The organism is Streptomyces sp. NPDC001406 (assembly GCF_042895285.1).
Classification (GTDB): domain Bacteria; phylum Actinomycetota; class Actinomycetes; order Streptomycetales; family Streptomycetaceae; genus Streptomyces.
The window spans coordinates 173,345-199,115 of sequence record NZ_JBIAWG010000009.1 but is presented as its reverse complement, the minus strand read 5'-3'; the positions used below and the strand labels follow the sequence as shown (position 1 = coordinate 199,115).

At 72.5% G+C, this 25,771-nt stretch carries 24 protein-coding genes and 1 pseudogene; 14 read left to right on the top strand and 11 right to left on the bottom strand.

Translation table 11 applies throughout. The features are described from left to right. Positions 1–16: 16 nt before the first annotated feature. Together ACFY1J_RS22975 and ACFY1J_RS22970 are read right to left on the bottom strand one after the other, a co-directional pair. Complete coding sequence (locus ACFY1J_RS22975; RefSeq protein ID WP_390710668.1) at positions 17–796, bottom strand: hypothetical protein; 780 nt, start codon at positions 794–796, stop codon at positions 17–19. 129 nt (positions 797–925) lie between these two features. After that, the gene (locus tag ACFY1J_RS22970; RefSeq protein ID WP_390710669.1) at positions 926–2,992 is read right to left on the bottom strand and encodes a SpoIIE family protein phosphatase; all 2,067 of its coding nucleotides are present in this window, start codon (positions 2,990–2,992) and stop codon (positions 926–928) included. Positions 2,993–3,300: 308 nt separating this feature from the next. Between ACFY1J_RS22970 and ACFY1J_RS22965 the strand changes: the two genes are divergently transcribed. The 4 genes from ACFY1J_RS22965 (at position 3,301) to ACFY1J_RS22950 (ending at position 7,458) form a co-directional block, all read left to right on the top strand. Next, positions 3,301–4,188 (top strand): hypothetical protein, encoded by an 888-nt coding sequence (locus ACFY1J_RS22965; protein ID WP_390731786.1) that lies wholly within the window; start codon positions 3,301–3,303, stop codon positions 4,186–4,188. A gap of 135 nt (positions 4,189–4,323) precedes the next feature. Next, positions 4,324–4,692, top strand: a complete 369-nt coding sequence (locus ACFY1J_RS22960) for a hypothetical protein (protein ID WP_390710671.1) — start codon at positions 4,324–4,326, stop codon at positions 4,690–4,692. Between the two features lie 134 nt (positions 4,693–4,826). Further along, the gene (locus ACFY1J_RS22955; RefSeq protein WP_390710672.1) at positions 4,827–6,842 is read left to right on the top strand and encodes an FAD-dependent oxidoreductase; all 2,016 of its coding nucleotides are present in this window, start codon (positions 4,827–4,829) and stop codon (positions 6,840–6,842) included. A gap of 40 nt (positions 6,843–6,882) precedes the next feature. Beyond that, positions 6,883–7,458 carry a PadR family transcriptional regulator gene (locus tag ACFY1J_RS22950; RefSeq protein WP_390710673.1) on the top strand — a complete coding sequence of 192 codons (576 nt, stop codon included), beginning with the start codon at positions 6,883–6,885 and terminating at the stop codon, positions 7,456–7,458. Between the two features lie 49 nt (positions 7,459–7,507). Here ACFY1J_RS22950 and ACFY1J_RS22945 read toward each other — a convergent pair whose 3' ends face one another. Both ACFY1J_RS22945 and ACFY1J_RS22940 read right to left on the bottom strand, forming a co-directional pair. After that, on the bottom strand, positions 7,508–8,059 hold the full coding sequence (locus tag ACFY1J_RS22945; RefSeq protein ID WP_390710674.1) for a hypothetical protein: 552 nt from the start codon (positions 8,057–8,059) through the stop codon (positions 7,508–7,510). Between the two features lie 196 nt (positions 8,060–8,255). After that, on the bottom strand, positions 8,256–9,245 hold the full coding sequence (locus tag ACFY1J_RS22940) for a fibronectin type III domain-containing protein (protein WP_390710675.1): 990 nt from the start codon (positions 9,243–9,245) through the stop codon (positions 8,256–8,258). A gap of 349 nt (positions 9,246–9,594) precedes the next feature. On the opposite strand from ACFY1J_RS22940, the gene ACFY1J_RS22935 reads away from it, so the two are divergent. Beyond that, positions 9,595–10,287: a glycoside hydrolase family 75 protein gene (locus tag ACFY1J_RS22935; RefSeq protein ID WP_390710676.1), complete on the top strand. Its 693-nt coding sequence runs from the start codon at positions 9,595–9,597 to the stop codon at positions 10,285–10,287. Between the two features lie 99 nt (positions 10,288–10,386). Here the strand turns inward: ACFY1J_RS22935 and ACFY1J_RS22930 are convergent, their stop codons facing one another. The 4 genes from ACFY1J_RS22930 to ACFY1J_RS22915 all read right to left on the bottom strand — a co-directional run bounded on the left by ACFY1J_RS22930 (position 10,387) and on the right by ACFY1J_RS22915 (position 14,870). Beyond that, positions 10,387–10,797, bottom strand: coding sequence for a PTS fructose transporter subunit IIA (locus tag ACFY1J_RS22930; RefSeq protein WP_390710677.1), 411 nt, complete (start codon positions 10,795–10,797; stop codon positions 10,387–10,389). Then, complete coding sequence (gene dhaL, locus ACFY1J_RS22925; protein ID WP_390710678.1) at positions 10,790–11,389, bottom strand: dihydroxyacetone kinase subunit DhaL; 600 nt, start codon at positions 11,387–11,389, stop codon at positions 10,790–10,792. Before dhaL ends, ACFY1J_RS22930 begins: the two co-directional genes overlap by 8 nt. 46 nt (positions 11,390–11,435) lie before the next feature. Beyond that, a complete protein-coding gene (gene dhaK, locus ACFY1J_RS22920) occupies positions 11,436–12,428 on the bottom strand; it encodes a dihydroxyacetone kinase subunit DhaK (RefSeq protein ID WP_390710679.1) in 993 nt (330 codons plus the stop codon). Positions 12,429–12,536: 108 nt separating this feature from the next. Further along, on the bottom strand, positions 12,537–14,870 hold the full coding sequence (locus ACFY1J_RS22915; protein ID WP_390731785.1) for a PAS domain S-box protein: 2,334 nt from the start codon (positions 14,868–14,870) through the stop codon (positions 12,537–12,539). A gap of 293 nt (positions 14,871–15,163) precedes the next feature. Here ACFY1J_RS22915 and ACFY1J_RS22910 point away from each other — a divergent pair, with 293 nt between their 5' ends. Continuing rightward, positions 15,164–15,610 carry a pyridoxamine 5'-phosphate oxidase family protein gene (locus tag ACFY1J_RS22910; RefSeq protein ID WP_390710681.1) on the top strand — a complete coding sequence of 149 codons (447 nt, stop codon included), beginning with the start codon at positions 15,164–15,166 and terminating at the stop codon, positions 15,608–15,610. A 7-nt stretch (positions 15,611–15,617) separates the two neighbouring features. Here ACFY1J_RS22910 and ACFY1J_RS22905 read toward each other — a convergent pair whose 3' ends face one another. Further along, positions 15,618–16,112, bottom strand: coding sequence for a pyridoxamine 5'-phosphate oxidase family protein (locus ACFY1J_RS22905; protein WP_390710682.1), 495 nt, complete (start codon positions 16,110–16,112; stop codon positions 15,618–15,620). 394 nt (positions 16,113–16,506) lie between these two features. On the opposite strand from ACFY1J_RS22905, the gene ACFY1J_RS22900 reads away from it, so the two are divergent. The 3 genes from ACFY1J_RS22900 to ACFY1J_RS22890 all read left to right on the top strand — a co-directional run bounded on the left by ACFY1J_RS22900 (position 16,507) and on the right by ACFY1J_RS22890 (position 19,181). Beyond that, positions 16,507–18,255: a GAF domain-containing protein gene (locus tag ACFY1J_RS22900; RefSeq protein WP_390710683.1), complete on the top strand. Its 1,749-nt coding sequence runs from the start codon at positions 16,507–16,509 to the stop codon at positions 18,253–18,255. A gap of 113 nt (positions 18,256–18,368) precedes the next feature. Next, complete coding sequence (locus tag ACFY1J_RS22895) at positions 18,369–18,524, top strand: hypothetical protein (RefSeq protein WP_390731784.1); 156 nt, start codon at positions 18,369–18,371, stop codon at positions 18,522–18,524. 42 nt (positions 18,525–18,566) lie between these two features. Beyond that, positions 18,567–19,181, top strand: coding sequence for a hypothetical protein (locus tag ACFY1J_RS22890; RefSeq protein ID WP_390731783.1), 615 nt, complete (start codon positions 18,567–18,569; stop codon positions 19,179–19,181). A gap of 45 nt (positions 19,182–19,226) precedes the next feature. On the opposite strand, the pseudogene ACFY1J_RS22885 reads toward ACFY1J_RS22890, so the two are convergent. After that, positions 19,227–19,586 (bottom strand): annotated as a pseudogene (locus ACFY1J_RS22885) (VOC family protein); the annotation flags it as partial. A gap of 254 nt (positions 19,587–19,840) precedes the next feature. Here ACFY1J_RS22885 and ACFY1J_RS22880 point away from each other — a divergent pair. Beyond that, complete coding sequence (locus tag ACFY1J_RS22880; protein WP_390710687.1) at positions 19,841–20,323, top strand: RpiB/LacA/LacB family sugar-phosphate isomerase; 483 nt, start codon at positions 19,841–19,843, stop codon at positions 20,321–20,323. Positions 20,324–20,354: 31 nt separating this feature from the next. Here the strand turns inward: ACFY1J_RS22880 and ACFY1J_RS22875 are convergent, their stop codons facing one another. Then, a complete protein-coding gene (locus ACFY1J_RS22875; protein ID WP_390710688.1) occupies positions 20,355–20,720 on the bottom strand; it encodes a DUF6479 family protein in 366 nt (121 codons plus the stop codon). Positions 20,721–20,837: 117 nt separating this feature from the next. Between ACFY1J_RS22875 and ACFY1J_RS22870 the strand changes: the two genes are divergently transcribed. The 4 genes from ACFY1J_RS22870 (at position 20,838) to ACFY1J_RS22855 (ending at position 25,761) form a co-directional block, all read left to right on the top strand. After that, on the top strand, positions 20,838–21,206 hold the full coding sequence (locus ACFY1J_RS22870) for a ferredoxin (RefSeq protein WP_390710689.1): 369 nt from the start codon (positions 20,838–20,840) through the stop codon (positions 21,204–21,206). Positions 21,207–21,323: 117 nt separating this feature from the next. Beyond that, positions 21,324–22,538: an acyl-CoA dehydrogenase family protein gene (locus tag ACFY1J_RS22865; protein WP_390710690.1), complete on the top strand. Its 1,215-nt coding sequence runs from the start codon at positions 21,324–21,326 to the stop codon at positions 22,536–22,538. Between the two features lie 9 nt (positions 22,539–22,547). After that, positions 22,548–23,417, top strand: coding sequence for an oxygenase MpaB family protein (locus ACFY1J_RS22860; protein WP_390710691.1), 870 nt, complete (start codon positions 22,548–22,550; stop codon positions 23,415–23,417). Positions 23,418–23,532: 115 nt separating this feature from the next. Further along, entirely contained in the window at positions 23,533–25,761 is a 2,229-nt protein-coding gene (locus ACFY1J_RS22855) for a tetratricopeptide repeat protein (protein WP_390731782.1), read from the top strand. Positions 25,762–25,771: the final 10 nt, after the last annotated feature.

The following is a 25,771-nucleotide window of genomic DNA, read 5'->3' as shown; positions in this document are numbered from 1 at the left end:
ATCGAGCCGTGTCGGCTCAGGTCGTTGCCCCGCTGCCCGTCGGACTCGGTGACGCGGTGCGGTCCGGGTGGCCCCACCGCGGACCGCCGTGGCCGGGGAAGCCCCAGCGGCCGTCGTGCCGGCCCTCGCCCATGCCCCCGCGGTCGAAGGTGCCCGCGATGGCGACCGCGGCGGTCCTCGTGCCGTTGTCGGAGCGCGTGCCGGCCAGGAACGCCTGGTCGCCCTTCTCCAGCGCGCCGGCGCCCTTGCCGGACGAGCCCTCGCGGTGCACCTTGGCGTCCGAGCCCACCGTCCAGGTCCACTCGGCGCCGTCGTCGCTCTTCACGGTGACCTGGTCGCCGTCCACCTTCTCGACCGTGCCCCGCTGCCAGATCCGTACGACCCACTTCCCGGTGTCCCGGTCCTTGACCGTCGCCTCGCCGTGCACACCGCCCCCGCCGAGGCCGAACCAGCCGAAGCCGGGGCCGTGTCCATGGCCGTCCGGCGCCGCTGACCCGGAAGGGGAGCCTGCGGCAGCGGGTACGACGCCGGCGCCCGGCCCGCCCGAGGAGGCGGCGTAGGCGACGGTGCCGCCGAGGGCCAGAGCCACGACCGTGGCCGCCACGGTCACCGCCCGGACCCGGGCCGACTGCCTCCGCCACCGTGCGCGCAGCGGCAGACCCGGCTCACGGTCCTGTCCCGGTCCGGCGATCACTTCCCATTCCCCGGCCGCCCGCGGCGGATGCGGGGGCATCGGCGGGATCGACTCCGCGGGCCCGTCGTCGGAGCCGTGCCCGTGATCCGGTTCGTGCGTCACTGCTCGCTCCCATCGGCCATGACACGCGGCATCCCGTGCGCATGCCTCCCCGCGATTGTCCGATGACGCCGATAAGGACCTGGTAACGAGTTGCTGTGAATCGGGCGGTCGGGCCGGTTCCCGCGCAGCTCAGGGCAGTTCCTGCGCCCGCGCCATCAGGAGTGCCACGTCGTCGTGGTTGTCGGGGTGGTGCAGGGTGCGCAGCAGCAGGTCGCAGGCCTCCTCCAGGGGCCGGGCCGGGTCGTCGAGGAGGGAGAGGAGGAAGTCGAGGCGTTCGTCCAGCGAGTGGCTGCGCGTCTCGACCAGCCCGTCCGTGTAGAACACCAGCTCGTCGCCGGGGGCGAAGTCGACCGTGGTGGTGGAGAACGGGACCCCGCCCACCCCGAGCGGCACGCCCGTGGGCAGGTCGAGCAGCTCGGGCGGGTGGCCGACGCGGACGCGGGCCGGGGGCAGATGCCCCGCGTTGGCGATGCGGCACTGGCGCAGCCGGGGGTCGTGGACGGCGTACACACAGGTCGCGATGGAGTGGTCCAGGCCCGAGGCGATCTTGTCGAGATGCTCCAGGAGCACCGCGGGATCGAGGCCGAGCGAGGCCAGGGTGGTGGTCGCCGTGCGCAGCCGGCCCATGGTGGCGGCCGCGTTGATACCGCTGCCCATCACGTCGCCCACGACCAGCGCCGTCCTGCCGCCCTCCAGCGGGATGACGTCGAACCAGTCACCGCCGACCTCGGTGGTGGCTCCCGCGGGCTGGTAGCGCGAGGCGACCTCCAGACCGGTCGTCACCGGCGGATGGCCGGGCAGCAGGCTGCGCTGCAGGGTGAGCGCGGTGTTGCGGGCGTTCTGGTACCAGCGCGCGTTGTCGATCTGCACGGCCGCGCGGGCGGCCAGCTCACGGGCGAGCACCAGGTCGTCCTCGCCGAAGGGCGCCGGATTGCGGGTGCGTTTGAGGTCGAGGGCGCCGAGCACCTCGCCGCGCGCGATCAGCGGGACGGCCAGATAGGAGTGGACGCCCGCCCGGCCCAGCAGCACGGCCGACTCGGGGGAGCGGGCGATGCGGGGCAGGTGCTCGTCCTTCACCTGGGGTACCACCACCGGGCGGCCGGTCCGTACGCACTCGGTGATCAGGCGGTCGGGGGCGTACCGGACGAGCTGCCCGGGCGGGTCGGCGGCCTGGAGGGCGTCCTCGCCGTCCTCCGCCCGTACGGCGAGGGCGCGGATCACCGCGGGCTCGGAGGGGCCGAGTGTGCTGCGGCGGCCCTCGACCACCGCGTCGAGCAGGTCGACGGCTGCTACGTCGGCGAGTTCGGGCACGGCGACGTCGGCCAGCTCGCGGGCCGTGCGGTCCAGCTCCAGGGTGGTGCCGATCCGGGTGGAGGCGTCGGCGATGACGGCGAGGCGTCGACGCGCGGTCTCGGCCTCGACCCCGGCCCGGTGCTGCTCGGTGATGTCCACTATGGAGGCCGCGACGCCGAGGACCGTGCCCATGGCGTCCTCCAGCCGGTACAGCGACACCGACCAGGTGTGGTCCTCGTCCGGATCCGCCGGGGTCCGGCCGACGGTGGTCTTGTCGACGAACGGCTCTCCCGTCTCCAGGACCCGGCGGGCCGCCCCTTCCAGGGTGTCGGCGTCCACCAGCGGCAGCACCTCGGGGACCGTCCGTCCTACGTGGTCCCCGGCGGGAACTCCGTTGATCTTCGCCAGTGCCGGGTTGACCGAGACGTACCGCAGCTCGGTGTCCAGTACGGCCAGCCCGATCGGCGACTGGTTCACGATCCGCTCGGACAGCGCCACGTCCTGCTCGAGACGGCGCACCGTCGTCCGGTCGGCCGCGAGACCCAGCGCGTACACATCGCCCTGGTCGTCCAGCAGGCGCATGTTGCGGAACTCCACCAGCCGGGTGCCGCCGTCCTTGATCCGGACGGGGAAGGCACCGGCCCAGCTCTGCCCGGTGCGCATCACGTCGGCGAACAGCTTGCCGACCAGCTGGATGTGCTGCTCGTGCACCATCAAACGGGCGGCGTACTCGCCGAGCGCCTCCTGGGCGGAGTAGCCGAACAGCTCCTCCGCCTGGGGGCTCCACAGCACGATGCGCCCTTCGGCGTCCAGCACCACCGAGGCCACGCCCAGCACGTCGAGCAGGCCGCTCGGCCGCACCGGCCCGCCGCCCTGGGCCACCGGAGCCTCGGCTGCATTCATTCCACGCACCGCCTTCGACGGACCGCACGGCACGCCGCCCCGTGTGCCGACTCCTCTTGTTCTACCGCGCTCACACCGAATCTCCGACGCCGCCGACGAGTGTCTCCACCATCCCTCAACACGACGGCGGGCGTCCGGAGAAGCCGCGAGGACGCGGCCACGCGGGCGTATGACCTGTGCCACGCCGCTGGCGGGCAGGTCCGGCCTGTTCACCCGCCGTTCCGCTGTTGGTCTGTACATGACTAGTAAGCGCCGTCAGACTGTCGGCCGAACGCGCCCCCACCCCCGGAACCGAGGAGCAGTCCCCCATGCCCGCGTCCGCCGCTCGGCAACGTTGTCACAGGGTCCTGACCGGACTCGTCACCCTCGCCACCGCCCTCGTCGTGTCCCTCACCGCACCCGCCGCGCCCGCCTCCGCGGCCGACACCTGGACCGAGGCCGGCTCCGACCGCGCCGACCCGCTCACCGAGAGCCAGGGCCTGACCTCGGTCGAGGTCCCGGCCGGCAGCCCCAACCGGTACACCGGCATCGGCACCATCCCGTCCGGCGTGAGCGGCCGCGGCTGGAACCACGTCGGCGACCCCGACGCCTCCTACGACGGCTACTACGTCGAGCCGTACCAGCGGGACTCCGGCAGCACCAAGATGTTCCGGGTGCAGGCGCCGGGCGGTGCCTGGTCGGAGTACGTCCACACGCTCGGCGCCGGGGAGGCCCTGAACAACTCCTGGGTCGCCATTTCGCCCGACGGCCAGTGGATGCTGGCGGGCGAGTACGGCACGATGAGCCGGTTCCTGGTCTTCCCCACCCCCGGGGCGAACCCCGCCACCTCGCCCTCGGCGAACCTGCCGCAGGTGTCCACGGTCAACCTGGACCATGCCGTGCGCGACGTCCAGGGCTGCGACTTCTCGGGCCCGACGACCCTGCTGTGCTCCTCCGACGACCCCGCCGGCACCCTGTTCGGCATCACCAAGCCCCTCCTGCAGATCGACCTGTCCGGCCGGCCGAACGGCACGGCGGACGTGTCCGGCCATGTCACGGCGCTGCGGCAGCTCCCGCTGCGCAGTTCCTGCTCGGGCACCTTCGAGTCCGAGGGCATCGACTACGACCGCCGCACCGGCACCCTGCGGGTGATCGTGATGTCGCCGGGCTTCTGCGTGCTCACGGACAGCAGGACGTACCGGTTCACCCGCGGCTGAGTCCGCCGGCTGAGTCCGCCGGCGGAGTGCCGCGACGGGTGGTGCGCGCCCGGAAAATGGTGGTTTTCTTGGGGTGTGGCGCGGTTTGCGGGGAAGCCGCGGTACCGCGCCGTCGCCATGAGAGGAGCGATCACGATGGCCCCTGAGCGAACGCACGACGAGTCCGTCTCCGTCGAGATCAGCGGATGCAGCAAGGAAGACGCCCGGATCGTGTTCGACGCGCTGTGCACGTGCTTCGAGTCCGACCGGTGTGCCGAGGACGTGCCGCAGCAGCTCCACGAGACGCGTCCGATGGTGTGGCTCGGCACGTTCGAGGTCACGGACGCGCACGAGTGCACGATTCCCGCACGGCTCTCGTCCACCGTCGAGGCCGACGCGCATGGCGGCTACTGGGCGATCGACCGGCTCCGCACGACCCTGGACTCCCTCTTCACGGTGAGCAACCTGTCCTCCGCCTCGGGCGACCAGGAGAAGGAACTGCACGTCCAGCTCGAAAGCAGGTGACCTGGGCCCGGCCACACCGTGCGCGCAGTCGCGGAGTGGCCGGGCTCACCTCCCTCCGTTTATGCAACTAGTTGCAAAAGGCGGCAGCCGTCCTCTACAACAGAGGCGACGACACCGCGCGCACGGAGGGCCCGATGAGCCGCTACCCGCACCTGCTGAACCCCCTCGACCTGGGATTCACCACCCTGCCCAACCGTGTGCTCATGGGCTCCATGCACGTGGGCCTGGAAGAGGCCGAGCGCGGGTTCGAGCGCATGGCGGAGTTCTACGCCGCCCGCGCGCGCGGGGGAGTGGGACTGATCGTCACCGGCGGCATCGCACCCAACGACGAGGGGCGGCCCTACGAGGGCGGAGCCAAGCTCACCACCGAGGCGGAGGCTGAGCAGCACGCCGCGATCACCGAGGCGGTGCACCGCGAGGGCGGGAAGATCGCGATGCAGATCCTGCACTTCGGTCGGTACGCCTACCACCAGGACCTGGTCGCACCGAGCCCCGTCCAGGCGCCGATCAGCCCCTTCCCGCCGCGCGAGCTCACCGACGCCGACATCGAGCGGACGATCGAGGACTACGCCCGTGCCGCCCGCCTCGCCCGGCAGGCCGGCTACGACGGCGTCGAGATCATGGGCTCCGAGGGCTATCTGATCAACGAGTTCATCGCCGCGCAGACCAACCACCGCACCGACCGCTGGGGCGGGTCGTACGAGAACCGGATGCGGTTCCCCGTCGAGATCGTCAAGCGTGTGCGCGAGGCGGTCGGCGAGGACTTCATCATCATCTACCGGCTGTCCATGCTCGACCTGGTGCCCGGCGGCTCCTCCTTCGACGAGGTGATCACGCTCGCCAAGGCCGTCGAGACGGCCGGGGCGACGATCATCAACACCGGCATCGGCTGGCACGAGGCCCGCATCCCCACCATCGCCACCTCCGTCCCGCGGGGCGCGTACACCTGGGTCACCAAGAAGCTCATGGGCGAGGTGTCCGTGCCGCTGGTGACCACCAACCGCATCAACACCCCTGAAGTCGCCGAGGAGTTGCTCGCCGGCGGGGCCGCGGACATGGTGTCCATGGCGCGCCCGATGCTTGCCGACCCCGACTTCGTCAACAAGGCGGCCGAGGGCCGGCCCGAGGCCATCAACACCTGCATCGGCTGCAACCAGGCCTGCCTCGACCACACCTTCAGCGGCAAGATCACCTCCTGCCTGGTCAACCCGCGCGCCTGCCACGAGACCGAACTCGTCCTCTCCCCGACCCGGCTGCGCAAGCGCGTCGCCGTCGTCGGCGCGGGACCGGCCGGCCTGGCCTGCGCGGTGAGCGCCGCCGAACGCGGCCACGAGGTGACGCTGTTCGACGCCGCGAGCGAGATCGGCGGGCAGCTCAACGTGGCCCGCAAGGTCCCCGGCAAGCAGGAGTTCGACGAGACGCTGCGCTACTTCCGCCACCAGCTCGACGCGCACGCGGTGGACGTACGCCTCGACACCTGGGTCACCTCCGCGGAGCTGACCGACTACGACGAGGTCGTCGTCGCCACCGGCGTCACCCCGCGCACCCCCGACATCCCCGGCATCGACCACCCGCGCGTCCTCGGCTACCTCGACGTGCTGCGCGACGGCGCCCCCGTCGGCGACCGGGTCGCGATCCTCGGTGCCGGCGGCATCGGCTTCGACGTCGCCGAGTACCTCACCGACGGCGGCGACAAGGCGAGCGAGGACCCGGCGACGTACTTCCGCAACTGGGGCGTCGACATGGACTACCAGGCACCCGGCGGCCTCGCGGCGCCGCGGCGGCCCGCCCCGCCGCGCACCGTCCACCTGCTCCAGCGCAAGCCCACCAAGGTCGGCGCCGGCCTCGGCAAGACCACCGGCTGGATCCACCGCACCGAGCTCAAGCACCGCGGTGTCAGCATGGTGCCGGGCGTCCGCTACGACCGGATCGACGACGCGGGTCTGCATGTCACCGTGGGCGAGGAGAGCACGGTCCTGGAGGTCGACACCATCGTCCTGTGCACCGGTCAGGAGCCGCGCCGCGGCCTGTACGAGGAACTGGTCGCCGCCGGACGCAGCGCGCATCTGATCGGCGGCGCCGATGTGGCGGCCGAGCTGGACGCCAAGCGCGCCATCAAGCAGGGCACAGAGCTGGCGGCGGCGCTGTAGCGGTCCGTGCGGCACATCCGCGCGTCCCTAGGATGAGGCCATGTCACTCCCGCACGCGATCCTCACCGCCCTGCTTGAGAAGCCGTCGTCGGGGCTGGAGCTGACCCGCCGGTTCGACCGGTCGATCGGCTACTTCTGGTCGGCGACGCATCAGCAGATCTATCGCGAGCTGGGGAAGCTGGAGGCCGAGGGGTACATCCGCACCCTGCCGGCCGAGCAGCCGGCCCGTGGGCAGAAGAAGAGCTACGAGGTCCTGCCCGCGGGCCGCGCCGAACTGGCCCGCTGGACCGCAGCGTCCCAGGAGCCCAAGCCGCAGCGCGACGTCCTGCTGCTGCGGCTGCGCGCGGCGGCGGTCGTCGGCACGGCGGGCCTCGTGACCGATCTGCGCCGCCATCTCGACCTGCACCGGCGCCAGTTGGCCGAGTACGAGGAGATCGAGCGACGCGACTTCCCGCCCGACCGCGACACCCCGCAGGACCGGCTGCGCCATCTCGTCCTGCGGGCGGGCATCGACCTGGAGACCTTCTGGACGCAGTGGCTCACGCACGCGCTGAAGGAGTTCGACGAACTCCCGGACACGGCCGGGGAACGGCCGGGCGGCGGGGCCGCCGAGTAGGCGAACAGGGTTCGCAGCACTGCTCGAGCCGCCCGCGGACCCCGTGCGGTCAGAGCCGGTACGGCTTCGAGCGGCGGCGCAGGTACCAGCCGGTGGCGATGACGCCGCCTCCCACGAGCGCCGCGCCCACACCGATGGCGACCGGGCCGTAGTCGCGGGCCGCGCCGCCGAGTCCGCCCGCGACACCGCGGGTCGGGGCGGAGGTCGAGGACGTCTTGGCGGTCGACGAGGTGGTCGGGGCATTGGCGGGGGAGACGACGATGGACTGCGTGCCCGCGGTGCCGCCGTTCGAGCAGACGACCACGACGGTGTACGTCCCGGGGGTGATGCCCGACCAGGCGGCCGACTGGCTGACGGTCGTGCCCGCGAGCGCCGCCTGGCGGCCCTGCGCGAAGTTCGCCTGATTGCTGCCCAGCAGGGACGCGTTGCCCCAGCTGCCGTTGATCTGGGTGCAGGCGCTGGTGACGACCGACACGGTCGACCCGATGGTGCTCACGGAGATCCCCGAGGCCGCGGCGGTCGGCCCGGCGAGCGTGGTCGAAAGGGCGGCGGCGGCCGCCAGGGTCAGGCCGGAGCGGAGGAGAAGTCGAGTAGTGCGCATTGGGCTGCCCTCCGGCGGCACGGTTGGCGGAACGTCCCATGCGCCGCCGAGGGTCGGGAAACGCCCGTGCTGCCTCGTCAGTAGCCAATGCGCCCCCGGCCTGTCCCGCATGCGGACCGCCCCCGACCGGGTGACGGATGCCTCCGTCCGGGGGCGGGCACAGTGGCCGTGGACGCCGGGGGAGAGCCTCCCGCCGTCAGGACCCGCCGCCGCGCGCCCCCGTCGTCACCGTCCGCTCCGCGGAGAACCCGCCCCATGTGCCGTCCGGCAGCCGCGCACGGATCCGCACCCGGTGGACGGCTCCGGCGTCCTGCCCCGCGTAGAAGCTGTACGTCGCCCGGCCACGTGGTGGTGTACCGCCCCAGACCAGGGACGTCGCCGGGCTGCCGTCGAGTTGGATCTGGTACTCCGTGATCACCCCGTCCGTGCGGGGCGGGAGCCAGGACAGGTCGATGTAGTACGCGCCGTCGGCGCGGTGGGTCGTCGCACCGAATCCGGTGGGTGCCGTGTTCCGGCCGTCGTCGGTGCCCGGTGTGGTGAGCCGGACCGGGGCGCTCGCCGGGGAGAGGTTGTCGGCGGCGTCGCGGGCGCGGACGGTGAAGGTGTAGCGGGTCGCGGGGCGCAGCCCGGTGACGACCGTCGCGGTCTGGCCGCCGCCGACGCTGTGGATCCTCGTCGTGCCCTGGTAGACGTCGTACGAGACCACCGCCCGGTCGTCCGCCGACGCCGCCCAGGACAGCTGGACCGCCCGGGCGGCGACCGTGCGGCCCGCCGCATTGCGCGGGCGGGTCGGCGGTGAGTGGTCCGCCGTGACGACGGCCGGGGTCCTCGCCCGGACCTCCCGGCTGCTCGGCCCGAGGCGCCCGTCCTTGTCCCGGGCCCGCACGGTGAAGACATACACGGTGGACGGCCTGAGCCTGATGACGTCCACCATGTGTTCCGAACCGGGCACTTCCCGGACCTTTGTGGTGCCGCGATATACCTCGTACGCACGGATGCCGGGGCCGTCGGTCACCGCGTTCCACATGACGTGGACGCTGGTCGCACTTCCGGCCGTGGCGGTGACGCCCGTCGGCGCGCCGGGCATCCGCCCGCTCTCACCGTCGGCCGCGCCGCCCCATCCACAGGACGCGACCAGCAGCAGGACGCCGGCGGCCACGAATGGCGGAACGTCAACGCGTCGCACCGCTCTGCCTCCCAAAGGACGGCATGATGACTGTGACAGCAAAGGTCCGGACCAATATGACCCCGTCGATGCGATCGCAGCAAGAGGGCGGCCGCATTGGTGACGACCCGGGAAAGTTACGTATGCTGAGGTTCCTCTCGGCTGAACTCCCCCAGAGGACAGGGGAGTTCATGCCTGTGGCGCGGAACGCTGTCGTCGCTGATCCCGCGCCGACGCGGGTGGCCGGGGTGGCCTGGGCCGACATCGGCTCAGCTCCCCGGCCCCTGCCGTTCATTGACGGGACGTCAGATCCTTTGGAGCCGGATCGGGCCGGGTGGCCGTCAACGTCCCCAGGAGAGGTTCCCGCATCGTGCGTGTCCAGTCGCTGACGCTGGCCGCGGCCGGCGCCCTCCTGCTCGTCCCGGCGACGCTTCCCGCCTCCGCCGGCCCACGCCGGGAGCCGGCGGTGCGCGGCGAGGGCCGGGTCCGCGCCGTCGACCTGCTGGCCCGGGTCCGGCACTGCACTCCCGTCTCGCGCGGCCGCTACCGCACCGACGAGGGGGCGTCCGCCACCGTCCGGGTCTGCGGCACCCGCGGTGCCGTGTTCTGGAAGGCCGACATGGACATCGACTGCGACGGGCGGACCACCGCCCGCTGCAACCGCCGCACCGATCCGATGTTCTTCGCGGCCACCGCCTTCCAGCAGTCCGACGGCCGCCATCTGAACGCCGAACGCCTGCCGTACATCGTGGTCCCGGCCCCGAGCGGTGTCTGGGACTTCCGTGCGCACGGCGTCCGCGGCGGTGCCGTCGTCGCCGTCGTCTACCGGGGCCGGGTCCAGTACGCCGTCGTCGGGGACACCGGCCCGCGCGGCATCATCGGCGAGGCCTCCTACGCCACGGCCCGGGGCCTCGGCATCAGCCCCGACCCGCGCCGGGGCGGGGTTGCCTCGGGCGTCACCTACATCGTGTTCAAGGGCTCCCGGGTCAGGCCCATCGAAAGTCATGCGGCGGCCGTGGCGACCGGTCAACGGCTGGCCGGCCGGTTCGTGCGGGGCGGCTGAACCACCCCGGTCGCCCCGGCCCGGCGGACCTGTGTCGTCGGACGGCCGCCCGGCCGTTGTCCACGGGCAGGAGCACGCCGTCGACGGTGCCCGCCGGCATCACACCTTCCGGTAGCTGTACGCCTCCGTGGCCGCCGCCTGAACCGCGTCGAGGCCGGCCCCGGTGGCCGCCGTGACGACCGCGGCCACCGCGCCCTCCACGAACGGGGCGTCCACCAGACGTGTGCCGTCGGGCAGTTCGCCGCCCTCCGCGATCAGTGCCTTCACGGTGAGCACCGCGCTGCCCAGATCGGTGAGCACGGCGATGCCGGCGCCCCGGTCGACCGCGGCGGCCGCGGCGGAGATCAGCTCGGCGCTGGTACCCAGGCCGCCGCCCTCGGTGCCGCCCGCCGTCGCGACGGGCACCGCCGCGGCGCCGCCCGCCAGGCCCTTCGCCAGTTCGGCGACGGACGAGGCCACTTCGGCGCTGTGCGACACCAGCACGATCCCGACCAGCTTCTCGTCACTCACCTGCGGCCTCCGCGAGCGCGGCGATGAGCAGCGCCGAGCTGGTGGCTCCCGGGTCCTGGTGTCCGATGCTGCGCTCGCCGAGATAGCTCGCCCGGCCCTTGCGGGCCTGCAGCGGGATCGTCGCCACGGCCCCCTCCTCGGCCGCGGCCCGCGCCGCGGTGAAACCGTCGCCGAGCGCGTCGACGGCCGGCACCAGGGCGTCGATCATGGTCTTGTCGCCCGGTGCGGCGCCCCCGAGGGCCATGACCCCGTCCACGCCCGCCCGCAGCGCCTCGGCCAGCTGCCCGGCACTGACCTCGGAATCATCCCCGAGCGCCTTGCCCGTACGCCGCAGCAGCGTGCCGTACAGGGGCCCGGACGCGCCGCCCACCGTCGAGATCAGCACGCGTCCGGCGAGGGTCAGCACGGCACCCGGTGTGTCCGGCGCCTCCTTCTCCAGCGACGCCTTCACGGCGGTGAACCCGCGCTGAAGATTGCTGCCGTGGTCGGCGTCCCCGATGGGCGAGTCGAGAGCGGTGAGCCGTTCCGCCTCGCGGTCGACGGACGCGGCGGTCGCGACCATCCAACGGCGGAAGAAGTCGGCGTCGAGCACTGGATCTCCTTGCGTGGTAGGAACGTTGGTCGCTGCTGCCGCCGTGTCACATGCCCCAGCGCAGGGCCGGGGTCTTCACCGGCGCGTCCCACAGCCGCAGCAGTTCCTCGTCGACCTGGCACAGGGTGACCGAGGCGCCCGCCATGTCCAGGGAGGTCACGTAGTTGCCGACGAGCGTGCGGGCGACGGTGACGCCGCGCTCGCCGAGCACCCGCTGCACCTCGGCGTTGAAGCCGTACAGCTCCAGCAGCGGGGTCGCGCCCATGCCGTTGACCAGGACGAGGACGGGGTTGCGCGGGGGCATGTCCTCCAGGATCGCGTTCAGCGCGAAGTCGGCGATCTCTCCGGAGGTCATCATCGCCCGCCGTTCCCGGCCCGGCTCGCCGTGGATGCCGATGCCCAACTCCAGCTCGCCGGGCGGCAGATCGAAGGTGGGGGTGCCCTTCGCCGGGGTGGTGCAGGCGCTGAGGGCGACACCGAAGCTGCGGGAGTTCTCGTTGACCTGGCGCCCGATGGCCTCCACCCGCTCCAGCGGCTGTCCCTCGGCCGCGGCGGCGCCCGCGATCTTCTCGACGAACAGCGTCGCACCGGTGCCGCGGCGTCCGGCCGTGTAGAGGCTGTCGGTGACCGCCACGTCGTCGTTGACGAGCACCTTGGCGACCTGGATCCCCTCGTCCTCGGCAAGCTCGGCCGCCATGTCGAAGTTGAGCACGTCGCCGGTGTAGTTCTTCACGACGAACACCACGCCGGCCCCGCTGTCCACGGCCGCCGCCGCACGCGCCATCTGGTCCGGCACGGGGGATGTGAACACCTCGCCCGGACATGCGGCCGACAGCATGCCGTGGCCCACGAACCCGCCGTGCAGCGGCTCGTGCCCGGAGCCGCCGCCCGAGACGAGTCCCACCTGCCCGGCCACGGGGGCGTCCCGTCGTACGATCACCCGGTTCTCGACGTCGACGGTCAGATCGGGATGTGCGGCCGCGATTCCCCGCAGCGCGTCCGCCACCACGGTTTCCGGAACGTTGATGAGCATCTTCATCGGTACCTCCTGGTGGGCCCGGCAGGTCGGACTCCGGCCCGTGTTCTCCCAGGACCGATGCCGACCTGTTGCCTACTCTCGGAAGTATCGACCTTGTGCGGGTGATCGTCACCCGCCCTGGCGCGCCAGGACGCTCTTGAGGCTGAACCACGTCGTCTTGCCCTCGTCCGTCGGGCGCACGCCCCAGTCGTCGGCGAGGGCCCGTACGAGGAGGAGTCCCCGGCCCGACTCCGCGTCCTCGGCCGCCGTGCGGGGCTGGGGCAGCTGAGGACTGCGATCACCGATCTCGACCGTCAGTTCGATGTCGGTCCGGCAGATGTGCAGTCCGATCGGCCCCTGGGCGTGCTGTACGGCATTGGTGAGCACCTCGGACAGCAGGAGGCACGCGTCGTCCGCCCGGTCCGTGAGGTCCCACTCGACGAGCACGCGGCCGAGGAAGTCCCGGCCCGCCGACACGGACTGCGGCAGGGCGGGCAGGTCGGTGGTGGCCGTGGCCAGCGGGGCCGCCGGCAGCTGTGTCAACAGCAGGGTGACGTCGTCGTGGCCGTCGGCGTCGGGCAGCAGGGTCGCCAGTACGTGGTCGGCGACGACCTCGAGGTCGGGGGAGCCGGTCGCGAGCTTGTCCAGCGTGTTGATCAGCTCGGTGAGCTGGTCCTCGATGTCACCACCGGGAGTCTCGATCAGACCGTCCGTGTAGAGCACGAGGGTGGCACCGCGCGCGAGCGTCGTACAGCACTGCTCGTAGACGACGCCGCCCACGCCGAGGGGCGCGTTCACCGGCGCGGGGAGCGTCTGTACGCCCTCGACCGGGACGGTGACCAGGACGGGCAGATGGCCCGCGGAGCAGACGGTCACCTCCCCGGTGTCGGCGGCGATGACCAGATAGCAGCAGGTGACCAGCTGGTCGGGGACGCCCAGGTCGGCGACGACGGTGTCGAGGGCCTGCATGAGCTGACGGGGCTGCATCCCGGTCTTGGCCAGCGCGTGCGCGGCGGACCGGAGCTGACCCATGACCGCGGCGGCCTCCAGGCCGCGGCCCATCACATCGCCGATCAGCACGCCGACCCGGCCGGCCCCCAGCGGGATCAGGTCGAACCAGTCCCCGCCCACGCCGGCGCCCTGGGTGGCGGGCAGATAGCGGCTCGCGGTGGCAAGGCCGGGTATGGCGGGCGGGGTGCCCATGAGGCTGCGCTGCAGGGTCAGGGCGATGTGCCGCTGCTGCTCGTACAGCTCCGTCAGTTCCGCCTCGGCGCGCTTGCGGTCGCTGATGTCCCGGACGATGGCGCACGCCCCGATCACCGTGCCGTCCGGGGCCCGGGTGGGCCACAGGGTCACGTCGACGTCCAGCATCGCGTTCGAACGGGTGAGGCGCAGGGTCTCGAAGTGCTCGACCTTCTCGCCCCGGCGCAGCCCCTCCAGGAGCTGACTGATCTCGTCCCCCCGGTCGGGCGGGGCGAGCATCGACACATGCCGCCCGACCGCCTCCGCCGCGGTATAGCCGTACAGCCGCTGGGCGGCGGCGTTCCAGTACGTGATCCGGCCGTCCAGGGTCTTGGCGAGGATCGCGTCCTGGGAGGACTCGACCAGCGCGGCGAGTTCGTTGATGCGTTCCTCGGCGGCCTTGCGTTCGCTGACGTCGCGGACGGCGGCGGAGACGAGGAGGCCGTCGGCGGTTTCGAGGGGGCTGAGGCTGATCTCGACGGGGAACTCGGTGCCGTCCTTGCGCAGGCCGTAGAGGTCGAGCCCGGCGCCCATGGGGCGTACCTGCTGGTTGTGGGCGTAGTTGTTGCGGTGTTCGGTGTGGTGGGCGTGGAAGCGGCCGGGGACGAGGAGTTCGACGGGGCGGTCGAGGAGTTCTTCGCGCCGGTAGCCGAAGAGCGCTTCGGTCTGTGCGTTGACGAGTTTGATCGTCCCGGTGTCGTCGACGATCACCATCGCGTCCGGAGCCGCCTCCAGCAGTCCGCGGAAACGTTCCTCGGCGGCCTTGCGTTCGCTGACGTCGCGGACGGCGGCGGAGACGAGGAGGCCGTCGGTGGTTTCGAGGGGGCTGAGGCTGATCTCGACGGGGAACTCGGTGCCGTCCTTGCGCAGGCCGTAGAGGTCGAGCCCGGCGCCCATGGGGCGTACCTGCTGGTTGTGGGCGTAGTTGTTGCGGTGTTCGGTGTGGTGGGCGTGGAAGCGGCCGGGGACGAGGAGTTCGACGGGGCGGTCGAGGAGTTCTTCGCGCCGGTAGCCGAAGAGCGCTTCGGTCTGTGCGTTGACGAGTTTGATCGTCCCGGTGTCGTCGACGATCACCATCGCGTCCGGAGCCGCCTCCAGTAACCCGCGGAAGCGCTCCTCCGCCGCGCGCGGGCCGCTCGCCGCCTCGCCCGTGCCGCACCGGCACCCCTCCTCGACCACGTCGGTGCAACCGGGCGGCGCCACTTCGGCCAAGTCGCTCATGTCCATCCTCGATCCGCGGCTCACGATGAGAGGGGCCATCTCAGCGCAACTCGGGCGCATCCGCACCGACATGTCGTCAAGTGGCCGCAGCACGCCCGAACCTGCCCACCTGCGATGCCGTCCATGACAGCTCCGCCGCCAATGGGGCGCCGTCTACGGGACCGGGCGGGCGGAGGACCGGCCCGGGTCCTTCTCCGGCCTGGTGGGGACGGATGGCCCTCGTATCCGCTACCGGCCGTGGCGAGGATGGAGTGAGTCAGTACCGCTGCACCAGGCGAGGGACGGGACGGCTGATGTACCCCAACGACGGATTCCGCGAGCTGGGCCGGGAGGAGTGCCTGCGGCTGCTGGCGAAGGCGCCCGTAGGCCGCATCGTGCACACCCGACGGGCCCTGCCCGCCGTGCTTCCGGTGAACTTCGCCCTGGACGCGGACGGCGCGGTCGTGCTGCGGACCTCCGCGGCGTCGGAGCTGGTGCGGGCGATCGAGGGGACCGTGGTCGCGTTCGAGGCCGACGAGGTCGACGCGGTGGCGCAGTCCGGCTGGAGCGTGGTCGTCACCGGCCCGGCCACGGTGGTCACCGACGCGGCGGAGCACGAGCGGCTGATGCGCGGCGGGCCGCGCTCCTGGGTGCCCGCGCCGCGGGAGGTCTTCGTCCGTATCGAGCCGGAGCTGGTCACCGGCCGGGAGCTGGTCGGCGGCCGCACCCTCTACGGAGTGGACCTGCCCCGTACCGGCTAACTCGCCCTCATGCATCCTCCGGCCCCTCGTCGGGGACGAGCCGGATGCCCGTGACCAGGTCGGGGCGGATGCGGACCGCGTAGTCCATGGCCTGTTCCACCCAGGGGCGCAGCAGCGCCCGGTAGCGGATCAGCTCCTCCGGGTCGGTCACCAGCTGCGCGTAGCCCGTGACCACGACGCTCCAGCCGAGGTGGGTGTCCAGGTCGATGGCGTCGGCCTCGTAGGCGACGACGACCCCCGTGCCCTCGCCCTGCCGGGCGTGCGAGGTCAGGGCCGCTCCCTCATGGGTGCGGATGACGATGTCGCCGTCGGTCAGAACGTGGTTGACCGGGCGGACGGTCGGCAGCGCGTGCCGGGTGAACACGACCCTCCCCAGCGAGACACTGCCCAGCAGGCGCAGTGCCTCGGCACGGCCGATCTCGACGCTCCGGTGCGGCCTTCCGGCCGCCGACGGGGCGTGGTCGGCGGGAAGTACGGGGCTGGGTCGGGATGTGTCACTCACGTCTCTGCGTCTCCGGAAGCCACGGGCGGGCCCTGCCAGGTCATTGCAGCCGGACGGGCGGCCGTCGCGCTAGGGCCGTTCGGCCTCGGGATGATCCGAACGACACCCCCTGGGTGCGCCGTACGGCACCCGCGCCCGCCGGCCGACCGGGCGCATACGGGCGGAGCGACACCGCGGGGGATCGGTGCCGCTCCTGATCCCACTGTGCCTCGGTCCGCGCTCGAACGGGAGAGCCGATCGGTCCGCGGGAAGGGCCGAACGGCCCACGCAAGATCGGGAACCGCACTACCGGGGACCTGCCGGAACCGGTGCAGGCCGCGGTCGTCGGCCATTACCGTGGCACCTGACCGGACCGGACCATGTTCATGAGCAGAGGGGACCGGGAGGAGTGCAGGTGGGAAGCCCCGAGGAGGCGCGGATACGGCTGCCGCAGCTGAGGCTGGACGAGTTGCTGGAGGAGCTGCAGGCGCGTCTGGACGCGGCCCGCGGCACGCGCGACCGGGTGCACAGCCTGCTGGAGGCGGTCCTCTCGGTCGGCCGGGAACTGGACCTGGAACAGGCACTGAAGAGCATCGTCGAGGCCGCCGCGGCCCTGGTCGACGCCGAGTACGCGGCGCTCGGGGTGATCGGGCCCGACGGCAGGCGGCTGTCGGCCTTCTACACCGTCGGGGTCACCGAGGAGCAGATCGCGAGCATCGGCCCGTATCCGGAGGGCCACGGCATCCTGGGTGAGCTGATCCGCCACCCGGAGCCGCTGTGCCTGGCGAAGCTCTCGGAGCACCCGGCGTCGTACGGCTTCCCGCCCCACCACCCGGCGATGAACACCTTCCTCGGCGTCCCGATCCGCGTGCGCGACGAGGTCTTCGGCAATCTGTATCTGACCGAGAAGCGGGGCGGCGGCCAGTTCGACGAGGAGGACGTCTCGGTCACCCAGACCCTGGCCGTGGCGGCCGGTGTCGCGATCGACAACGCGCGGCTGTACGCGGAGTCCCGGTTGCGCGAGCGCTGGCTGCGGGCCAACGCGGAGATCACCAACAGCCTGATGTCCGGGGCCGGTCAGGCCGAGGCGCTCGCCCTGATCGCCGAACGCGCCAGGGAGATCACCGGCGCGGCCCTGGCCGTGGTCGCGACGCCCATGGCGGACACCGACTCGCTCGGCGTGGAACTGGCCCTCGGCCGGCAGGCGGAGGCCCTGCGGGGGCTGGTGCTGCCGCAGGACGGCACCCTGATGGGCGAGGCGGTCACCGGCGCCGCCGCCGTCACCAGCGAGGACGTCACCCACGACGCACGCGTCTCGGCCGGCCCGCTGCGGTTCACCGGGCTCGGCCCGGCCGTGGCGGTCCCCATCGGCACCGGCGAGGGCGGCGTCCGCGGCGTGGTCATGCTGGTCAGGGAGACCGGGCGGACCCTGTTCACGGGCAAGGAGACCGAGCCTCTGCAGGTCTTCGCCGCGCAGGCGGCGATCGCCATGGAGCTGGCGGAGCGCCGCCGGGACGCGGAGACGATCGCGGTGCTCAAGGACCGGGACCGGATCGCCCGGGACCTGCACGACCTGGCCATCCAGCGGCTGTTCGCGACCGGCATGACGCTGCAGAGCGCGGGCCGTTTCATCGAGCACGCGGGAGCCAACGAGCGGGTGCTGCGGGCCGTGGACGACCTGGACGAGACCATCAAGATCATCAGGTCGACGATCTTCGGCCTCCAGGCACGCGAGGGCACCGCGGGGACCGGTCTGCGGGCCCGTGTCGTAGGGGTGGTGGGCGAGGCGACGCCCGTGCTGGGATTCGCCCCCAGCGTGCGGATGGAGGGCCTGGTGGACACCGACGTGCCGCGGGAGACCGCCGACCACGCGGTCGCCGTCCTCTCCGAGGCCCTGACCAACATCGCCCGGCACGCCCGTGCCGACCGCGCCGATGTGATCCTGAAGACCGACGGACGCGAGCTGTGCCTGACGGTCACCGACAACGGCGTGGGCATCCCGCCCGAGGGCAGGCGCAGCGGGCTGCGCAACATGCAGGAGCGGGCGCAGCAGCTCGGCGGCCGTCTGGAGTTGCGCAGCCCCGAGGACGGAGGTACCACGCTGGTGTGGCAGGTGCCGGTGGCCGGGCAGGAGGGCCACGACACCCCCGACCAGGAGGCGTAGCCGCCGGGCGGCCGACCGGTCGGGACCGTTCGGACTATGCGCTCGGCGGACTTCTGCTCCAAGCTGAAGATGAAGATGTCGTACGCGGGCACCTGAGCACCCTGGAGGTCGCCATGCACGACACTTGGTACGTCGTCGGCGCGCCTGCCGTGCCCGGCGGCGTCGTGACGGCGGCCGGTCCCTTCCGTGAGACCCCAGACATCGGACCGAACCGCCGCCGGGACCTCGACCCCGACCTTCCGGACACCGAAGGAGCCCGGCCCGTCTGACACACCGAGGACGGCCGGAGCGCGGGAAGGAGGCGACGGCCGATGGCGAGGACACGTCGCAGGAAAGCGACCGGGGTGTGGTTCCGGCGCTGGCGCTGGAGGTGGCGGAGCAATCCGCTCCACCGCCGCAGCGACACCGTCGAGGCCTGGGTCGTGCTCGCCACCTGGATCCTCGCCCTCCTGGGCGCGGTGTTCGCGGGCGTGGCGGCCGCGATGGTGGTGGACGGCAACCTCAGCGCACGCCGCGCGCAGGTCCACGCCGTCTCGGCCGAGCTGACCGAGAACTCGGCCAACGCCGCACCCGCGGCCGGCGGATACGACGACAGCAGGGTGTGGGCGACGGTGCGCTGGAAGGCGGCGGACGGCTCCGTGCACACCGACCGGGCGAAGGTCGCCCCGGGCGTCGCCGCCGGCTCCCGGGTCACCATGTGGACGGACGGTACGGGCCGGCTCGTCTCCAAGCCCCTCGACGCCACGGAGTCGTGGCTCCAGGCGGCCGTCACCGGTGCGCTCGTGGCACCGGCCGTCGGGTTCGCGGTGTGGGGCGGCGGCCGGCTGGTGTGCGGACATCTCCTGCGGCGACGCCTCGCGGAGTGGGACGAGGAGTGGAAGCGGATCGGTCCGCAGTGGCGGAACCTCAGCGGGGGGCGGGGCTGACCCTGTCGACACGCCGTCCTGACCGACCCCGGACAGGCACAACCCGTTGCCCTCGGGGTCGGCCAGGACGGTGTGTCGACAGGGCGCACGAAGAACCGACGCGCCGAGCCCGGTCAGCCGGTCGGTCTCGGCCGCGACGTCCGTGGTGCGCACGTCCGGATGCACCCGGTTCCTCACCCGCTGCGCCCCGGTCACGAGCCGGACCCACAGGCGCGGGCCCGGCCCCGACGGCTCCACGAGCACGGTCGGGTCGTCCTCGGAGCCACCGATGCCGAGGGAGCGCGGCCGGTTCGGTTCGGCCTCGTCGCACGGGGCCACGGCGCAGCCGTCGAGGGCGGCCGCCCGGAAGCGGGCCGTGGCGGTGAGACGGGCGGGGCCGAGGACGATGTCGTGAAGGCGGGCCATGGCGCCCGGGTCTGCCGTGCGCGGGCGAGGAGGCGCGAGGCTGTGGACCTGGCGACGGTGCCGTGGATCGAGCGGGCGGAGGCAGCGGCGCCGAAGCGGCACAGAGGCGCGGAGCCGGTAACCTCCGGCCGCGCGGCGGCGGGGGAGTCGATGCGCGGCGTCGGCGACACGCGGCCACGCCTGCGGACAGCCGGACGAGGTGCTCGCCCCTCTTCGTGGCAGGCTCCGCCGCACAGGCCGTAGGCTCCGGGAGTATGCGGATCTCCGTCTCCTCCGACATGGACGAACCCGTCGCCCGGCAGCTGGTCGGGGAATTGCGTCGGCGCGGCCACGAGGTGCGTACGTACGGCGCGCTGGAGCCGGGGGCGGATCCGCAGTGGGCGGTCTGTTCCGAGGCGGCGGCCCGTGACGTGGCGGCGGGGAGGGCGGATCAGGCCGTCGTGTGCTGCTGGACCGGCACGGGCGCGTCCATCGCCGCCAATAAGGTGCCGGGCGTCCGGGCAGCGCTGTGCACGGACGCCTACACGGCGGACGGCGCGCGTCGCTGGAACGACGCCAACGTCCTCGCCCTCGGTCTGCGTCTGACCTCGGAGCCGGTCCTGAAGGAGATCCTGGACGCCTGGTTCACGGCCTCGCCCAGCGAGGATCCCGAGGACCGCGGCAACGTGGCCCACGTCGGACGGCTCGATGCCGACCGGACGGGTTCGCCCCGGGCCGGCCGCCCACCGGGGTCGTGACGGGGGTCAGGTCACCCGAGTCGTCACCGGGTCAGTGGGCGCCCAGCCCGCCGCCGCCGAACGAGCCGCTCGAACCCTTGCTCCAGCGCGGGCGGTCCTTCGACGCGCTCGGCCGGGTGTCCATGTTGCTCAGCTCGTACGGGGTCAGTGGGCGACCGCCCTCGGGCATCTTGGGTACCTCCTGGGACTCCCGGTTCTCCCGGACTTCGTGCACCGCGCCCTCGGGCGGCAGATGCGGCTGTTCTTCGGGACGGGGTCGGGGCGACTCCTGGTACTTGACCCGGGAGTTCAGCCAGAAACCGCCGGCGAGCAGCGCCAGGACGGCCAGGGCCACCAGGAAGAGCACAAGACTCATGAGGCCGCTCGCCGCGGCCAGCTGCATGGATGCGGTACTCATAGCACAGGAGTACCCCGCCCAGAACGGGGTGAACCAGACACCTTCCGTGACCGTCGGTCGCCTATGGCGACATCGGGTCCGGGGTTTGATCCGACCGGTCCCGGTTACCCGCCGGGTGTGACACCGGCGAATTTCCGCCAGGAGCCCTACCGGTTCCTGGAGGACTGTTTCGCGTGCGCGCAGGCGTGCACGGAGTGCGCGAGGGTGTGCGCCCTGGGCGCGAGCGCCACGGTCCCCGTCGGGGCCGACGCGGAGGAGCGGATACGGCGGCAGGCCGTCATGTGCGCCGAGGTGTGCGACGCGACCTGCCGGGTGCTCGCCGAGAGCCAGGAGGAGAAGGCCATCCGCATCCAGCTGGAGTGGTGCCGCTCGGTCTGCCTCGAATGCGCGCGTGCCTTCGAGGGGCGGCTCGATGCCGCCGGGACCGCCGAGGCGTGCCTGGCCTGCGCGCGGGCCTGCGCGGACTTCATCGAGACGCTCGCCTGAGCCACCGAACCGGCGCGCGCCGGGCGCTGCCGGGTTTCCGGCTCGGCATTCCCAATTTCTGGAACACGTTCTACGGTGTGCGCCGTCAGGACCGGCCATCGCGAGCCTGGAGGCGCCGTGCATCTCGACCACACGCCCGAGCAGCAGCGACTGCGCACCGAACTGCGCGCCTACTTCGCCGACCTGGTGCCGGACAACGCCTACGCCCGCTACGCCGACCCGGCCGCGCAGAAGCGGTTCTACCGCGACACCATCCGGCGGCTGGGCACGGACCGCTGGCTCGGTGTGGGCTGGCCCGAGGAGTACGGCGGGCGCGGCCTGACCCCCATGGAGCAGTTCATCTTCTTCGACGAGGCCGCGCAGGCCGGCGTACCGCTGCCGCTGATGGCCCTGAACACCGTCGGCCCGACGATCATGCAGTTCGGCACCGACGAGCAGAAGGCCTACTTCCTGCCGAGGATCCTCTCCGGCGAGATCGACTTCGCCATCGGCTACAGCGAGCCCGACGCGGGCACGGACCTGGCCTCCCTGAAGACCCGCGCCGTACGGGACGATGGGGGCACCTCCCGCTCGAGCGAAGCCGAGAGTGGCGGAGAGTACGTCGTCAACGGCCAGAAGATATGGACGACCAACGGCGACACCGCCGACTGGGTGTGGCTTGCGGTCCGCACCGACCCGGACGCCCCCGCGCACAAGGGCATCACCATGCTCCTCGTGCCGACCTCCGACCCCGGCTACTCCTGCACCGTCATCAACACCCTCGCCTCGCACGACACCACGGCCAGCTACTACGAGAACATCCGCGTCCCCGTCTCCCGCCGGGTCGGCGAGGAGAACCAGGGCTGGCGGCTGATCACCAACCAGCTCAACCACGAACGCGTCACCCTCGCCGCCCACGGCACCATGGCGATCCGCGCGCTGCAGGACGTCCAGCGCTGGGCGATGGAGACCAAACTCGCCGACGGCCGCCGGGTGATCGACCTGCCCTGGGTGCGCGGGCGGCTCGCCCGCACCCACACCCGGCTCGACGCCATGAAGCTCCTCAACTGGCGGATGGTCACCGCCGTCCAGGAGGGCACACTCACCCCGCAGGACGCCTCCGCGGTCAAGGTGTACGGCTCCGAGACCCGCCGGGACGCGTATGCCTGGCTCATGGAGATCGTCGCCGCCGCCGGACCGCTGAAGGAGGGCTCCGCGGGCGCCGTCCTCCACGGTGACCTGGAACGCGGCTACCGCTCGGCGGTGATCTTCACCTTCGGCGGCGGCAACAACGAGATCCAACGTGAAATCATCTCCTGGATCGGTCTGGGGATGCCACGGGTACGGCGCTAGCCTGCGGGTATGTCCGCGGCAGGGGGAGACCTCCGGCCGGGTGACCCGGGGCTGTTCTCCCCGCGGTCGGTGACCTGGCAGATGCATGGTGACCCGATGATGTGGGTCGCCGGGATACGCGCGCTCTATCTGCAGGCGCTGCACCCGCGCGCGGTGCGCGGTGTCCTGCAGAACTCCGACTTCCGGAAGGACGCCTGGGGCCGGCTGATGCGCACCGCCAACTTCGTCGGCACGACGACGTACGGCACGACGGAGGCCGCCGAGCGGGCGGGCGCCCGGGTGCGGAAGATCCACAGCAGACTGGGGGCGACGGATCCGGACACCGGGGAGCGGTACGGCGTCGACGAACCCGAACTGCTGCTGTGGGTGCACTGCGCCGAGATCGACTCCTACCTGCACGTGATGCGCCGCTCCGGCTACCCGCTCACCGACGCGCAGGCCGACCGCTACATCGCCGAACACCGCATCAGCGCCCGGCTGGTGGGCCTCGACCCGGACGCCGTACCGGCCGACCGGGCCGAGATGGCCGCGTACTTCGAGAAGGTGCGGCCCAAACTCGCCGCGGGACCCGAGGCACGCGAGGTGGACGACTTCCTGCTCCGTCCGCCGACGCATCCCCTCCTGGTCCCGGCGCGCGAGGTGCTCTGGCGGCGCGTGGCCCATCTGGCGTACGCCTCCCTGCCGCCGTACGCCCACGAGCTGTACGGCAGACCGGCCCCCGCACCCGCCACGGTCACCCGCCGACTGCGCGCCACGGGCCGCCTGCTGCGCTGCATACCCGCACGTCTGCGCTGGCAGCTGCCGCCCAAACACATCCTGCGCGCCATGGCCCGGCTCGGCCCCGACTCACGCCCGGCACCGTACAAAGTCGGACGATAAGCCGCCATACTGGACGAGCAGGGGGGTGTGTCACGGATCGGACCGACTTGGCGCGGCCGCACCTTGACGGCAACCCCAGGGGAGGGGCGGACGGCGACGGGGGCGACGGCGGACGATGGCGGACACCAGACTGGTCCAGGGCCGGTACCGGCTGCTCGACCTGATCGGGCGGGGTGGGATGGGCGAGGTGTGGCGTGCCCGGGACGAGTCCCTGGGGCGGCATGTCGCGGTGAAGTGCCTCAAGCCGCTCGGCCCGCACCACGACCACTCCTTCACCCGCGTCCTGCGGGAACGGTTCCGCCGTGAGGCCCGGGTGGCCGCCGCGCTCTCGCACCGCGGGGTGACCGTCGTCCACGACTTCGGCGAGTACGACGGCATCCTCTACCTCGTCATGGAGCTCCTGGAAGGCCGCAACCTCAGTCAGCTCCTGGAGGACAACGAACACCACCCGCTGACCGTCCCCGACATCGTGGACATCGCCGACCAGGTCGCCGCCGCCCTCGCCTACACCCACCAACAGGGCATCGTGCACCGCGACCTGAAACCCGCGAACATCATGCGGCTCACCGACGGCACCGTGAAGATCTGCGACTTCGGCATCGCCCGCCTCGGCCACGACATCGGCTTCACCTCCCGGCTGACCGGCACCGGCATCGCGATGGGCACCCCGCACTACATGTCGCCCGAGCAGATCAGCGGTTCCGAGGTCGACCACCGCAGCGACCTGTACTCGCTCGGCTGCGTGCTCTACGAAATCGCCACCGGCGCACCGCCGTTCGACCTGGACGACGCCTGGGCCATCCTCATCGGCCACCGCGACACCCCGCCCCGCCCGCCACGCGGCCAACGCGCCGAGCTCCCCGAGTACCTGGAGAAGGTCATCCTCGACCTCCTGGCCAAAAGGCCGGAGCAACGCCCGTACGACGCACGTGAGTTGGCACGCCGTATCACCGCCGGCCGTACGACACCCGCGTATGTGCCGACCGTGGTGAGCCCCCAGCCCCGACTGCTGCCCGTCGAGCCCCTGTCCCGCGAGGCCCGCCTGCCCTCCTGGACCCGGGGCATGACCACCGGCCACAAGGCGACCGGCGCCGGGCTGCGCACCACACCCCCGGACGCCGCGGCCGGTCTCACCGGCGAGTGGATCGCCCGGCCCGCCACCGGCCCGGCACCCCTGCCGGTGCCGTCCACCCCGCCCCACGACGCCGTCACCGCCCTGGCCGGACGGCACAACGCGGGCCTCAGCCTGGGGCGGCTCGGCCGCTGGGCCGAGGCGGGCGACGTGCACCGCGCGGTCGCCGCCGAGCGCACCCGCCTGCTCGGCCCGGACCACCCCGACACGCTCGCCAGCCGCTACGAGATCGCCTTCACCCTCAGCCGCACCGGCCGCGCCGCCGACTCCCTGCGCGAGTACACCGAGGTCGCCCGCGCCAGAGAGCGGGTGCTGGGCGCCGACCACCCCGACACGCTCGCCGCCCGCCAGGAAATGGCCTATGTGCTCGGCCAGTTGGGCCGCCACTTCGACGCCCACCAGACATACACGTCGGTGCTGGCCGCCCGGGAGCGCACCATGGGGCCGGACCACCCCGACACCCTGCGCTGCCGCCACAACCTCGCCTTCAACCTCAGCAGACTCGGCCGTCTCGACGACTCGTACCGCATGGCCCACGAGGTGGCCGCCGCACGCGCCCGGGTGCTCGGCCCGGACCACCCCGACACCCTGGTGACCCGCTACGAAGTCGCCTATGCGCTCGGCCAGCTGGGCCGCTGGGAGGAGGCCCTGCGCACCTATCGCGAGGTCGCCGAGGCCCGCGCCCAGGCCCTCGGCCCCGACCACGCCGACACCCTCGCCGCCCGCTACGAGGTCGGCATCAGCCTCGGCCGCCTCGGCCGCAGCGCGGACGCCCTCGAGCTGTACCGCGAGCTGATCGACGACCGCACCCGTGTCCACGGCGCCGCCCACCCCGAGACCCTGCGCGCCCGCCACGGCCTCGGGGTCAACCTGGGCCGCCTCGGCCGCTGGGAGGAGGCGCTCGCCGAGTCCCGCGACGTCTGCGCCATCCGTGAGCGCGTCCTTGGCCCCGACCACCCCGACACCCTCGTCAGCCGCCGCGAGGTCGCCGTGAGCCTCGGCTGGCTAGGCCGCTGGCCGGACGCGCTGAGCGAGTACCGCCGGGTCGCCGGCGCCCGCGAACGCGTGCTGGGCCCCGACCACCCCGACACCCTGGCCAGCCGCAACGACGAGGCCCACTGCCTGGAGCAGCTCGGCCGCGGCGCCGAGGCCGTCGAGCTGTACCGCCGGGTGGCGGTGCTGCGTCAGCAGCGCGCGTCCGGCGGACGCTGAGCGGGGCAGG